The organism is Streptomyces sp. TE5632, assembly GCF_054061295.1.
This window is the reverse complement of record NZ_JBSSEA010000003.1, coordinates 4,305,001-4,319,380: the sequence shown is the minus strand read 5'-3', so window position 1 is coordinate 4,319,380 and position 14,380 is coordinate 4,305,001. Positions and strand designations below refer to the sequence as shown.

Annotated in this window: 4 protein-coding genes, 1 tRNA gene and 2 rRNA genes; 1 reads left to right on the top strand and 6 read right to left on the bottom strand. The window is 66.6% G+C overall.

Features of this window, described 5'->3' with window-relative positions; genetic code table 11:
- Positions 1–78: 78 nt before the first annotated feature.
- Together ACVW19_RS24955 and ACVW19_RS24950 are read right to left on the bottom strand one after the other, a co-directional pair.
- Positions 79–756, bottom strand: a complete 678-nt coding sequence (locus ACVW19_RS24955) for a response regulator (RefSeq protein WP_457461903.1) — start codon at positions 754–756, stop codon at positions 79–81.
- A 335-nt stretch (positions 757–1,091) separates the two neighbouring features.
- On the bottom strand, positions 1,092–6,584 hold the full coding sequence (locus tag ACVW19_RS24950) for a HAMP domain-containing protein (RefSeq protein WP_457461901.1): 5,493 nt from the start codon (positions 6,582–6,584) through the stop codon (positions 1,092–1,094).
- Between the two features lie 446 nt (positions 6,585–7,030).
- Between ACVW19_RS24950 and ACVW19_RS24945 the strand changes: the two genes are divergently transcribed.
- Complete coding sequence (locus ACVW19_RS24945) at positions 7,031–9,775, top strand: SpoIIE family protein phosphatase (protein WP_457461899.1); 2,745 nt, start codon at positions 7,031–7,033, stop codon at positions 9,773–9,775.
- A gap of 52 nt (positions 9,776–9,827) precedes the next feature.
- On the opposite strand, the gene ACVW19_RS24940 is transcribed toward ACVW19_RS24945, so the two are convergent.
- The 4 genes from ACVW19_RS24940 to ACVW19_RS24925 all read right to left on the bottom strand — a co-directional run bounded on the left by ACVW19_RS24940 (position 9,828) and on the right by ACVW19_RS24925 (position 14,078).
- Positions 9,828–9,900, bottom strand: a tRNA-Thr gene (locus ACVW19_RS24940).
- Positions 9,901–9,978: 78 nt separating this feature from the next.
- Complete coding sequence (locus ACVW19_RS24935) at positions 9,979–10,641, bottom strand: DegT/DnrJ/EryC1/StrS family aminotransferase (protein WP_457464773.1); 663 nt, start codon at positions 10,639–10,641, stop codon at positions 9,979–9,981.
- Positions 10,642–10,755: 114 nt separating this feature from the next.
- Positions 10,756–10,872: ribosomal RNA gene (gene rrf, locus ACVW19_RS24930) — 5S ribosomal RNA — on the bottom strand.
- Positions 10,873–10,956: 84 nt separating this feature from the next.
- Positions 10,957–14,078: ribosomal RNA gene (locus ACVW19_RS24925) — 23S ribosomal RNA — on the bottom strand.
- Positions 14,079–14,380: the final 302 nt, after the last annotated feature.

Below are 14,380 nucleotides of genomic sequence, written 5' to 3'. Positions count from 1 at the left end.
CTTCGACGGAGGCGCCGAACTGACGCCACCTCACCCCGGGACCGCACCGGGTGAGCGGCAAGAGCCGTACCCTGCCGGTCAGTTCTGCGACGGCATCGGCGACGCGGGGTCCGTGCCCGGCTCCAGCGCGTCCAACGCGCGCCGCAACCCGGTGAGCTTGCGCTCCAGGTGAGCCGCCGTGGCCACCGCGGCCGCGTCGGTGGATTCGTCGTTGAGCTGCTTGGTCAGGGCCTCGGCCTGTTCCTCGACAGCCGCGAGCCGCGCGGAGAGTTCGGCGAGCAGGCCGACGGGCTCCTTCTGCTCCCCGGCCTCCTTCTCGCCACCCTCCAACTGGAGCCGCAGCAAACCCGCCTGCTCCCTCAGCTGGCAGTTCTTCATGTACAGATCGACGAACACCGAGACCTTCGCGCGCAGCACCCACGGGTCGAACGGCTTGGAGATGTAGTCGACCGCACCTGCCGCGTAGCCGCGGAAGGTGTGGTGCGGGCCGTGGTTGATCGCGGTGAGGAAGATGATCGGGATGTCCCGGGTCCGCTCCCGCCGCTTGATGTGCGCCGCGGTCTCGAAGCCGTCCATGCCCGGCATCTGGACATCCAGCAGGATGACCGCGAAATCATCCGTGAGCAGTGCCTTGAGCGCTTCTTCCCCGGAAGATGCCCGTACCAGCGTCTGATCGAGCGCCGAGAGGATCGCCTCCAGCGCCAGCAGATTCTCCGGCCGGTCATCGACCAGGAGGATCTTGGCCTTCTGCACCATGGCCCGCCCTCCTCGCCCCGGCTTGGGGCCTCCCCTGTCCGCAGGACCTGGATGGGCACCGGCGGGTGCCGCCCCAGGGGACGACTCCCTTGCGCCGCCCGTCCTTGTGCCGGTCATCGTAGCCGCACCCCGCCTGTCGCCACACCCTGTCACCGTGATGTCACTGTGCACGTAGCGGAAACGCGGCAGGAGACCAGAAGGTTCCCCGGATCACGTACTTCTACACAACTTCGCGCACACCACGACAACGATTCCCCGTGTGCGGCGAAGCCTTCCACCACCATCGCACGCCGCGGGGGCGCCGCCCACGCGCCCCCTCTCCCGTGGTGTCGCCCTCAGGCCCCTTCATGCCCCCTCATGCCCCTCATCCACTCCTGCATCACCGACAGCAGGTGATCGGGGTCGACGGGCTTCGTCACGTAGTCGGAGGCTCCCGACTCGATCGCCTTCTCACGGTCGCCCTTCATCGCCTTCGCGGTGAGCGCGATGATCGGGAGTCCCGCGAACTGCGGCATCCGACGGATCGCCGTCGTCGTCGCGTAACCGTCCATCTCGGGCATCATGATGTCCATCAGGACGACCGCCACGTCGTCGTGCTGCTCCAGCACCTCGATGCCCTCGCGGCCGTTCTCCGCGTACAGCACGGAAAGGCCGTGCTGCTCCAGGACGCTGGTCAGCGCGAACACGTTGCGGATGTCGTCGTCGACGATGAGCACCTTCTGCCCGCCGAACCGGATACCGCGGTGCGACCGGGCCGCCGGCTCCTGCTCCTGCTCCGTGCCGGACCCCTGCTCGGGGGCCTGCGGAGCGGGCCGCCGCTCCAGCTGGGGCAGCGGCCTGCGGCGCCGCCGGAACAGCGCGGCCGGACCGTTCTGGATCTCCCGGTACGGCGTCACCTCGGCCGGTGTCACGACCGCGGGGTCGGCAGACGCCGTCGACGCAGCCGGACCGCCGCTCTCCAACGTCGGCATGGGCTGCTGGTAACCGTGCGGGGGCAACTCGCTGGGGTACAGCGGGAGATACAGCGTGAACGTCGAGCCGCGGCCCGGCTCGCTCTGCGCGTGGATCTCACCGCCGAGCAGTTGCGCGATCTCCCTCGAGATGGACAGCCCGAGCCCCGTACCGCCGTACTTGCGGCTGGTCGTGCCGTCCGCCTGCTTGAACGCCTCGAAGATCACCCGCATCTTGCTGGAGGCGATCCCGATGCCCGTGTCGGACACCGAGAACGCGATCAGGTCGGCGTCCGGGTCGGTCAGCGAACCGGCCTCCAGCAACTGCTCCCGGATGGCCTGCGGAACGTCGTCCCGGGCGGGCCGGATGACCAGCTCGACCGACCCGGAGTCGGTGAACTTCACCGCGTTCGACAGCAGGTTGCGCAGCACCTGGAGCAGCCGCTGCTCGTCGGTGTGCAGTGTGGCCGGCAGCTCCGGGGAGACCCTGACCGACAGGTCCAGGCCCTTCTCCGCGGTCAGCGGCCGGAAGGTGGCCTCCACGTAGTCCACGAGCTGGACGAGCGCGATACGCGTCGGGGAGACGTCCATCTTGCCCGCCTCGACCTTCGACAGGTCGAGGATGTCGTTGATCAGCTGCAGCAGGTCGGAGCCCGCGCCGTGGATGGTCTCGGCGAACTCGACCTGCTTCGGGGAGAGGTTCCCCTCGGCGTTGTCGGCGAGCAGCTTGGCCAGGATCAGCAGGGAGTTGAGCGGCGTCCGCAGCTCGTGCGACATGTTGGCCAGGAACTCGCTCTTGTAGCGCATGGAGACCGCGAGTTGCTCGGCGCGCTCCTCCAGGACCTGCCGAGCCTCCTCGATCTCGGTGTTCTTCACCTCGATGTCGCGGTTCTGCCGCGCCAACAGCTCGGCCTTCTCCTCCAGTTCGGCGTTGGAAGCCTGCAGCGCCTTCTGCCGCTGCTCCAACTCGGCAGAGCGCTCACGGAGTTGCTCGGTCAGCTCCTGCGACTGAGCCAGCAGCAGCTCCGTCTTGGTGTTCACCGAGATGGTGTTGACGCTCGTCGCGATCATCTCGGCGATCTGGTTCAGGAAGTCCTTCTGGATGTGCGTGAACGGAGTGAAGGAGGCCAGTTCGATGACGCCCAACACGGTCCCCTCGAACAGCACCGGAAGCACGATCACCTGGGCCGGCGGTGCCTCCCCGAGCCCCGAGGAGATCTTCAGGTAGCCACTGGGCGCGTTCTCCACCAGGATGGTGCGCTTCTCCATGGCGGCCGTCCCGATGAGCCCCTCACCGGGCCGGAACGACGTCGGCATGGAGCCCAGCGAGTAGCCGTACGAACCGAGCATGCGCAGCTCGTACTGGTCGTCCTCGGTGACGCTCACGTCCTCCCCGTCGACCAACGGCATCGAGAGGAAGAACGCGCCGTGCTGCGCGGAGACCACGGGCGTCAGCTCGCTCATGATCAGCGAGGCCACGTCCTCCAGGTCCCGGCGGCCCTGCATCAGCGCGGAGATGCGGGCCAGATTGCCCTTCAGCCAGTCCTGCTCCTTGTTGGCGATCGTGGTGTCGCGCAGGTTGGCGATCATCTTGTTGATGTAGTCCTGGAGTTCCTGGATCTCCCCGGACGCGTCCACGTCGATCTTCAGGTTCAGGTCGCCGCGGGTCACCGCGGTCGCCACGCGCGCGATGGCCCGCACCTGCCGGGTCAGATTCCCGGCCATCTCGTTCACCGACTCGGTCAGGTCCCGCCAGGTGCCGTCGACGTCCCGCACGCGGGCCTGGCCGCCGAGCTGGCCCTCCGTACCCACCTCACGGGCCACGCGCGTGACCTCCTCGGCGAAGGAGGACAGCTGGTCCACCATCGTGTTGATGGTGGTCTTCAGCTCCAGGATCTCGCCCCGCGCGTCGATGTCGATCTTCTTCGTCAGGTCACCCTTGGCGATGGCCGTGGTCACCATGGCGATGTTGCGCACCTGACCGGTCAGGTTGGACGCCATCCGGTTCACGGACTCGGTGAGGTCCTTCCACGTACCGGCCACACCCGGTACGTGCGCCTGGCCGCCGAGGATGCCGTCCGTACCCACCTCGCGGGCCACCTTGGTGACCTGCTCGGCGAACGAACTCAGCGTCCGCACCATGATGTTGATGGTGTCGGCGAGCTGCGCCAGCTCGCCGCGCGCCTCGATGGTGACCTGTCGCGTCAGGTCACCGCTGGCGACCGCGGCGGAGACCTCGGAGATGTTCCGCACCTGGGTGGTGAGGTTCTTGGCCATCAGGTTGACGTTGTCGCTCAGGTCCTTCCAGATGCCCGTGACCCCGGGCACGTGGGCCTGGCCGCCGAGGATGCCCTCGGTGCCCACCTCACGCGCCACCCTGGTCACCTGCTCGGCGAACGACGACAGCTGGTCCACCATCGTGTTGACGGTGGTGACGAGTTCGAGGATCTCGCCCTTGGCGTCGACGGTGATCTTCTTCGACAGATCGCCCCGGGCCACCGCGGTGGTGACCTCGGCGATGTTGCGCACCTGGAGGGTCAGGTTGTTCGCCATGCCGTTCACCGACTGGGTGAGGTCCTTCCAGGTGCCGGAGACGCCCTGCACCTCGGCCTGACCGCCGAGCTGGCCCTCCGTACCCACCTCACGGGCCACCCGCGTGACCTCCTCGGCGAACGACGACAGCTGGTCCACCATCGTGTTCAGGGTGTTCTTCAGCTCCAGGATCTCGCCGCGCGCGTCCACGGTGATCTTCTGCGACAGGTCGCCCCGGGCCACCGCCGTCGCCACCTGGGCGATGTTCCGCACCTGTGCGGTGAGATTTCCGGCCATGCCGTTCACGGAGTCGGTGAGGTCGCGCCACACCCCGGCGACACCGGGCACCTGCGCCTGGCCCCCGAGCCGGCCCTCCGTACCCACCTCGCGGGCCACCCGCGTGACCTGGTCGGCGAAGCTCGACAGCTGGTCCACCATCGTGTTGACGGTGTTCTTCAGCTCCAGGATCTCGCCGCGCGCGTCCACGGTGATCTTCTGCGACAGGTCGCCCCGGGCCACCGCGGTGGTGACCTGGGCGATGTTGCGCACCTGGCCGGTCAGATTGGACGCCATCGAGTTGACGGAGTCGGTGAGTTCCTTCCAGGTGCCCGACACGCCGTCCACGCGGGCCTGACCGCCCAGGCGGCCCTCCGTACCCACGTCCCGGGCCATGCGCGTGACCTGGTCGGCGAAGCTCGACAGCTGGTCCACCATCGTGTTGACGGTGTTCTTCAGCTGAAGCATCTCGCCGGAGACATCGACGGTGACCTTCTGCGACAGGTCGCCGTTGGCCACCGCCGTCGTCACCTGGGCGATGTTCCGCACCTGACCGGTGAGGTTGCGGAACGCGGTGTTGACCGAGTCCGTCAGGTCCTTCCAGGTCCCCGCCGCCCCCGGCACCTGTGCCTGCCCGCCCAGCTCACCCTCGACGCCGACCTCGCGCGCCACGCGCGTGACCTCGGCGCCGAAGGCGGACAGCTGGTCGACCATCGTGTTGACGGTGTTCTTCAGCTCCAGCATCTCGCCGGCCACGTCCACGGTGACCTTCTGCGACAGGTCACCGTTGGCCACCGCCGTCGTCACGGCGGCGATGTCCCTCACCTGGGTGGTCAGGTTGCGGAACACGGTGTTGACCGAGTCCGTCAGGTCCTTCCAGGTACCGGCGGCGCCCGGCACATTCGCCTGACCGCCCAACTGCCCCTCGGCCCCGACCTCGTTGGCGACCCGGGTCACCTCGTCCGCGAAGATCCGCAGCGTCTCGGTCATCTGGTTGATCGTCTCGGCGAGCTGAGCGACCTCGCCGCGCGCCGGTACGGTCACCTTCCGTGACAGGTCGCCGTTGGCGACGGCGGTCGTCACCTCCGCGATCCCGCGCACCTGGGCCGTCAGGTTCCCGGCCATGGTGTTCACCGAATCGGTGAGTTCCTTCCACACGCCGTCCACCCCGGGCACCTGCGCCTGCCCGCCCAGCGCGCCCTCGGTGCCCACCTCGCGCGCGACGCGCGTCACCTCGGAGGAGAACGCCGAGAGCTGGTCGACCATCGTGTTGACGGTGTTCTTCAGCTCCAGCATCTCGCCTTCGACATGCACGGTGACCTTGCGTGACAGGTCGCCGCGGGCCACCGCCGTCGTCACCAGCGCGATGTCACGCACCTGCGCCGTCAGCCGCTCCGCCATGGTGTTGACCGAGTCCGTGAGGTCCTTCCACGAACCGGACATGCCGCGCACCCGGGCCTGACCGCCCAGCTTGCCCTCGGTACCGACCTCGCTGGCCACGCGCGTGACCTCGTCGGTGAAACTCGACAGCTGGTCGACCAGGTTGTTGACGGTACGGCCGACCTTCAGGAACTCTCCGCGCAGCGGCTGCCCCGATCCGTCGGTGGCCTGCGTCCGCAACTCCATCCGCGGCGACAGATCGCCCTCGGCCACCGCCGACAGCACCCGGCTGACCTCGGAAACGGGTCGTGCCAGGTCGTCCACCAGCGCGTTCGAGTTGTCGATCGCCGTCGACCAGGAGCCCTCGCAGGGCCCCGTCTCCAGGCGCTCGGTGAGCTTCCCCTCACGCCCCACCATGCGCCGCACCCGCGCCAGCTCACCCGTCAGATGAAGATTGCGGTCGGCCACCTCGTTGAAGACCGCGGCGATCTCCGACATCGGGCCGTCACCGGACACCGTGAGTCGCTTGCGGAAGTTTCCGTCCCGCATCGCCACCAGGGCCACCATCAAACGGTTCAGGGCCGCCGAGTCCACCTCGGTGGTCCCGCCCCGCGCCCTGCCCTGCCCACTCAGGGACCGTCCGCCCTTCGCGCGCGTGTTCGTGCCCCGCGTCGCTGCGCCAGACTCCACTGTGTCCCTCCCGCAGGGGTCGACCGTTACTGCTTGTGCTCGGGCATCACCGCACGGCGCACCCGTGAAAGCTGTCTTTACTGTTTGCTCTGCTTACTCGTGCATGTTCCTGTACTGCCGCGATACCTGCCCGGCCGACCGGAGTGCCACCCGAGGCCACTGCCCGCCCGGCACGGAAGACACCCCGCCTGTCCTGAGCTTCGCAACAACAAGCCTGCCCAGTGTTTCACCCCCACCGAACCAGGCCATAACAGTTCGGCAGCTTCGCACATCGTCCGCTCAGTTTCCGGGCGTCGGACACCTTCGGACGGAAACACCGCAGACCGGCATCAGCTCGAACCGCGAAGGTAAGTAACCTTGCATGCGGCTGTCCAGCCACGCCGGTCCGTCCGGCCCGGGCGATGGCCGGCACGGAGTCGAGCGGGCATCGGAGGGCGGCCGCACACATGACCACCGGACTGATCCCGGGGGACCAGCCCCCGGACCCACGGCCGACGAACGGCCTGCCGCACCAGCGGGACGAACCGGTCGGCCGTGGAGCCATGCCCGCAGAGAACCGGTCGAGGAGTTCTGTGATCACCGCGCGCGCGGCCGCCAGCTTCGAGCCCGTCGGGCGCTCGGTCGCGGGTGCCCGCGCCTTCGTCCGCGACACCCTCCAGGGGTGGGGGTTCGCCGACATCATCGACGACGCCGTGGTCCTCACCAGTGAGCTCGTCACCAACGCCGTGGTCCACGCCGGCACCTTCGCCGACCTCCTGTGCCTGCGCAGCGACGACGGCGTACGGATCGAGGTGGCCGACCGGTACCCGGAACGCGAAGTACCACTCCAGGGCTCGGCAGCCACCATGGGCAGCCCCGACCGCGAGGGCGGACGCGGCCTCCAGCTCTGCGCGGCCCTGGCCGACCGCTGGGGTGTGGAGTACAGCCCCACCCACAAGACCGTCTGGTTCCAACTCGACATTCCCGAGCGCCCGGTGGGCACCCGCGCGGCCGGTCCGGCACTGCCGTCCGACCTCCTGCCCCTCGCCGACACCCGAGTCCGCGTCGCCGTCGTGCAGATCGACCGGATCGGTGCCATCTCCTCCTGGAACGAGGACGCGGAAGAGCTCTTCGGCTACCGGGCCGACCAGGTCACCGGCAAGCCGCTCACCGATCTCGCGGCCTGGCCGCACACTCCCGGCACCGGCACCGGCATCGCGGAGGCACTCCAACTCTCCCGCTGGGAAGGCAGCTACGGCATAAGGGACGCCCAGGGCCGAGTGACCCCCGTCTACGCCTCCCACCTGCGCGTCCGCGACGCGGACGGCGATCCGTCCACCGTGTGCCTCCTCGTCAGGGACCACGAACGGGCCGTCCTGCAGACCCCGTTGCGGGTCGCCGCCTCCGACACCTCCGAGAACCAGAGCACCGACCCCTTCGAGGTGTTCATCGGCTCACCCGCCCCCGACGACCTCGACAGCCTCCTCCAGCGCACGGTGGAACGCGCCCGCGACATGCTCGACGGCGACTCCGCCTTCCTCCTGCTCGCCACCGACGACGAGACCGAACTCGAGGTACGCGCCTCCACCGGCCTGCCCTCCGCCCGACAGCGCTTCGCCCGCGTCCCGGTGGAGGCCGGCTCCGGCCGCTACGGCTCCGCCCGGATGCCGGCCGTCCACGACGACCTCACCGCTCTGCCCGGCGCGGTCCCCCTCCTCAACGGCACCGGCATGCGCTCGGTCGTCACCGTCCCGCTCAAGGTCGAGGGCCGCCTCACCGGCTCTCTCGGCGTCGCCGCGGAGGGAGCCGGCAGATACTCCAACGAGGAGGCGCTGCGCCTCCAGTTCGCCGCCGACCGCATTGCCCTGGCCGTCGAGTCGGCCCGCCTGGGCGAGCTGGAACGACTGCGCCGCGGCTCACTGAGCTTCCTCGTCGAGGCCTCCGACCTGCTGGCCGGCACCCTGGACCGCGACCAGACCCTGGCGCTCATGGCCCAGATGACCGTCCCCACCCTGGCCACCTGGTGCGCCGTCTACACGATCGCCGACCAGGCCTCCGAGCCGTATCTCTCCTACGTCCTGCACGAGGACGAGGAACTCATCGACGGCATCAAGTCCCTGCTCTCGAAGATGGCCCCGCCCGACCCGGTGCCCACCCCCGGCGCCCGCGTATGGTCGGCGCCCGGCGAGGTGGCCCACCAGGCGGCCCTGCGCACCTCCATGCGCAGCCTCGGCCTGAGCGGCGGCCCGAGCAACCAGGTCACCTCCGGCATCGGCCCCACACTCACCACTGCCGCCGCGGTGGGCGGCGAGACCGTGGTCCTCCCCCTGGTCGCCCGCAACCGCGTCATCGGCATGCTGACACTCGGCAAACCGACCGACGAACACTTCCGGCAGGAGATCCTGGAACTCGCCGAGGACCTCTCCCGCAGGGCTGCCCTGGCCCTGGACAACGCCCGTCTCTACTCCGAGCGCACGGCCATCAGCCAGTCCCTCCAGCGCAGCCTCCTGCCGCCGGAACTCCCCGTCATCGACGGCGTCGAGGTCGAGGTCATCTACCGCGCGGCCGGCGAGGGCAACGAGGTCGGCGGCGACTTCTACGACCTGTTCCCGATCAGCGACGGCGCCTACGGCTTCGCCATCGGCGACGTCTGCGGTACGGGCCCGAACGCCGCGGCCGTCACCGGACTGGCCCGGCACGCCCTGAGGCTGCTGGCCCGCGAGGGCCTCAGCGGCCCGGCGGTTCTTGAGCGCCTGAACTCCGCCATCCTCGACGAGGGCGCCCGCAGCCGCTTCCTCACCCTCCTGTACGGCGAGCTGCGCCCGCAGGAGGACGGCAGCGCGGAGTTGAAGGTGGTGTGCGCGGGCCACCCCCTCCCGCTGCGCCTGCGCCAGAACGGCACCGTGGAACCCGCCGCCGAACCGCAGCCCCTCCTCGGTGTCCTCGAGGACCTGGATCTGTACGAGCAGACGGTCACCCTCGACCCGGGCGACGTCCTGCTGTGCGTCACCGACGGTGTCACCGAGCGCCGTGAGGGCCTGAACATGCTGGGCGACGACGGCCTCGCCGATGTCCTGACGACCTGCACGGGCCTCACCGCAGGCGCGGTCGCCGCCCGCATCATGCGCGCCGTGGAACGCTTCGCCTCCGACGCCCCCTCCGACGACATGGCGATCCTCGCCATGCGCGTACCGGGTCTCCACCAGGACTGAGAGCCAGGGCATGAGAAAGGCCCCGCCCGGGAGGGCGGGGCCTTTCTGTCGGAGCCCCCAAACGGAATCGAACCGTTGACCTTCTCCTTACCATGGAGACGCTCTGCCGACTGAGCTATAGGGGCCTGTTGCCGTTCTGCGGTTTCCCGCGGTGGCAACGGAATAGATCATACCCTGACCGGCCCTGTGCTCCCAACCACGGTTCAGAGAGCCGGCTGAAGCAACCCGCCCAGCGTGTTGCAGGCCGACGCGACACGCTGCATGTCCCGCTTGGTCAGCGAGGCGTCCACGGGCAGGGCCAGCGTCTCGTCGGCGGCCCGCTCGGTCTCGGGCAGAGACACGCACCGCCGGAATCCGGGCAGCCGGTGCACGGGCGTCTTCACCGGCACCCTGCACTCAACCCCCTTGGCCCGTACGGCTTGTGCAAAAGCGTCCCGGTCCGGGCGCCCGTTCCCGGGCACTCGTACGACGTACTGCTGGTAGGTGTGCCCGTCGCCACCGTCGGGCGTTCGAACACCCCGCAGTTTCGCATCGAGATAGGCCGCCCGCGCCCTGCGCCGAGCGATCTCTTCGTACGGCCCCTCGGACTCCCCGCGCTCCAGTATCAGCAGGCTGTGCCGCTGCCCGAGGATGTGCAACCGGGCGATGTCGGCCTGCCTGCCGAAGCGGTGGACGGCAACAACGGCTGCCGTCCGCGGAGTTATGGCGGCTTCCACAGCGGCCGGCGCGAGGCAGTAGGTCACCGGATCTATCTCGGCGAACACCGGCAACGCGCCTGTAAGGGTGACAGCCTCGGCGACTTCCACGTTCCCGAAGGCGGACACGACCACCTCGTCACCGACTCCGACACCGGCGGCCCTGAGCAGTGCAGCAGTACCCATGGGATGGATGCTCGTGGCGCAACGTGAACTTCAAGTGACGCAGAACAAAAAAGGGTTGGATCCCGAACCGAAGTTCGGGATCCAACCCTGTCACAATTTGTTCGGCGGCGTCCTACTCTCCCACAGGGTCCCCCCTGCAGTACCATCGGCGCTCTGGGGCTTAGCTTCCGGGTTCGGAATGTAACCGGGCGTTTCCCCCACGCTATGACCACCGAAACACTATGAAACACTCAACCGCACCACACCACGGGCGTGGGGTCGTTCGTGGTTTCAGAACCAACACAGTGGACGCGAGCAACTGAGGACAAGCCCTCGGCCTATTAGTACCGGTCAACTCCACACCTTACGGCGCTTCCATATCCGGCCTATCAACCCAGTCGTCTACTGGGAGCCTTACCCCATCAAGTGGGTGGGAGCCCTCATCTCGAAGCAGGCTTCCCGCTTAGATGCTTTCAGCGGTTATCCCTCCCGAACGTAGCCAACCAGCCATGCCCTTGGCAGAACAACTGGCACACCAGAGGTTCGTCCGTCCCGGTCCTCTCGTACTAGGGACAGCCCTTCTCAAGACTCCTGCGCGCGCAGCGGATAGGGACCGAACTGTCTCACGACGTTCTAAACCCAGCTCGCGTACCGCTTTAATGGGCGAACAGCCCAACCCTTGGGACCGACTCCAGCCCCAGGATGCGACGAGCCGACATCGAGGTGCCAAACCATCCCGTCGATATGGACTCTTGGGGAAGATCAGCCTGTTATCCCCGGGGTACCTTTTATCCGTTGAGCGACGGCGCTTCCACAAGCCACCGCCGGATCACTAGTCCCGACTTTCGTCCCTGCTCGACCCGTCGGTCTCACAGTCAAGCTCCCTTGTGCACTTACACTCACCACCTGATTGCCAACCAGGCTGAGGGAACCTTTGGGCGCCTCCGTTACCCTTTAGGAGGCAACCGCCCCAGTTAAACTACCCATCAGACACTGTCCCTGATCCGGATCACGGACCCAGGTTAGACATCCAGCACGACCAGACTGGTATTTCAACGACGACTCCACCACCACTGGCGTGGCGGCTTCACGGTCTCCCAGCTATCCTACACAAGCCGAACCGAACACCAATATCAAACTGTAGTAAAGGTCCCGGGGTCTTTCCGTCCTGCTGCGCGAAACGAGCATCTTTACTCGTAGTGCAATTTCACCGGGCCTATGGTTGAGACAGTCGAGAAGTCGTTACGCCATTCGTGCAGGTCGGAACTTACCCGACAAGGAATTTCGCTACCTTAGGATGGTTATAGTTACCACCGCCGTTTACTGGCGCTTAAGTTCTCAGCTTCGCCACCCCGAAGAGTGACTGACCGGTCCCCTTAACGTTCCAGCACCGGGCAGGCGTCAGTCCGTATACCTCGCCTTACGGCTTCGCACGGACCTGTGTTTTTAGTAAACAGTCGCTTCTCGCTGGTCTCTGCGGCCACCCCCAGCTCACCGAGTAAATCGGATCACCGGTGATGGCCCCCCTTCTCCCGAAGTTACGGGGGCATTTTGCCGAGTTCCTTAACCATAGTTCACCCGAACGCCTCGGTATTCTCTACCTGACCACCTGAGTCGGTTTGGGGTACGGGCCGCCATGAAACTCGCTAGAGGCTTTTCTCGACAGCATAGGATCGTCCACTTCACCACAATCGGCTCGGCATCGGGTCTCAGACTACGTGTCAGGCGGATTTGCCTGCCTGACGTCCTACACCCTTACCCCGGGACAACCACCGCCCGGGCTGGACTGCCTTCCTGCGTCACCCCATCACTCACCTACTGCAGGTCTGGTCCGTCGGCTCCACCACTCCCCTTCACCCGAAGGATCCGGGGCGGCTTCACGGACTTAGCATCGCCTGGTTCGATGTCTGTCGCTTCACAGCGGGTACCGGAATATCAACCGGTTGTCCATCGACTACGCCTGTCGGCCTCGCCTTAGGTCCCGACTTACCCTGGGCAGATCAGCTTGACCCAGGAACCCTTGGTCAATCGGCGCACACGTTTCTCACGTGTGTATCGCTACTCATGCCTGCATTCTCACTCGTGAACCGTCCACAACTCGCTTCCGCGGCTGCTTCACCCGGCACACGACGCTCCCCTACCCATCACGATCCCCGTTGGGGGCACATATCGCAATGACACGACTTCGGCGGTACGCTTGAGCCCCGCTACATTGTCGGCGCGGAATCACTAGACCAGTGAGCTATTACGCACTCTTTCAAGGATGGCTGCTTCTAAGCCAACCTCCTGGTTGTCTGTGCGACTCCACATCCTTTCCCACTTAGCGTACGCTTGGGGGCCTTAGTCGATGCTCTGGGCTGTTTCCCTCTCGACCATGGAGCTTATCCCCCACGGTCTCACTGCCGCGCTCTCACTTACCGGCATTCGGAGTTTGGCTAAGGTCAGTAACCCGGTAGGGCCCATCGCCTATCCAGTGCTCTACCTCCGGCAAGAAACACGCGACGCTGCACCTAAATGCATTTCGGGGAGAACCAGCTATCACGGAGTTTGATTGGCCTTTCACCCCTAACCACAGGTCATCCCCCAGGTTTTCAACCCTGGTGGGTTCGGTCCTCCACGAAGTCTTACCTCCGCTTCAACCTGCCCATGGCTAGATCACTCCGCTTCGGGTCTTGAGCGTGCTACTGGGGCGCCCTGTTCGGACTCGCTTTCGCTACGGCTTCCCCACCCGGGTTAACCTCGCAACACACCGCAAACTCGCAGGCTCATTCTTCAAAAGGCACGCAGTCACGACGCGGGGACGAATCCCCGCGCGACGCTCCCACGGCTTGTAGGCACACGGTTTCAGGTACTATTTCACTCCGCTCCCGCGGTACTTTTCACCATTCCCTCACGGTACTGTCCGCTATCGGTCACCAGGGAATATTTAGGCTTGGCGGGTGGTCCCGCCGGATTCACACGGGATTTCTCGGGCCCCGTGCTACTTGGGTGTCTCTCCAACGAGCCGCTGACGTTTCGACTACGGGGGTCTTACCCTCTGCGCCGGACCTTTCGCATGTCCTTCGTCTACGCCAGCGGTTTCTGACTCGTCTCATGGCCGGCAGACCATGACCGAGAGATCCCACAACCCCGCATGCGCAACCCCTGCCGGGTCTTGCACGCATGCGGTTTGGCCTCATCCGGTTTCGCTCGCCACTACTCCCGGAATCACGGTTGTTTTCTCTTCCTGCGGGTACTGAGATGTTTCACTTCCCCGCGTTCCCTCCGCACTGCCTATGTGTTCAGCAGTGGGTGACAGCCCATGACGACTGCCGGGTTTCCCCATTCGGACACCCCCGGATCACAGCCTGGTTGACGGCTCCCCGGGGCCTATCGTGGCCTCCCACGTCCTTCATCGGTTCCTGGTGCCAAGGCATCCACCGTGCGCCCTTAAAAACTTGGCCACAGATGCTCGCGTCCACTGTGCAGTTCTCAAACAACGACCGACCACCCGTCACGCACCGCGTGCGCGGTGCTGTACCGGGGCCGGCACCGAGAGACAGGCCGTGCGGCCGTGCCCTCAGACACCCAACAGCGTGCCCGGCCGGTTCCCGTCCGAAGATCATGCTTTCCACGCCCCCGGAAGGGGCAGTACTCGCAGGCCTCCGGCCCGGAACAACCGGCCGAATAATCAACGTTCCACCCATGAGCAACCAGCACCGGACGGATGCCGGTGTTCTGGCCCCTGACCCGGACAGGTCCGGGT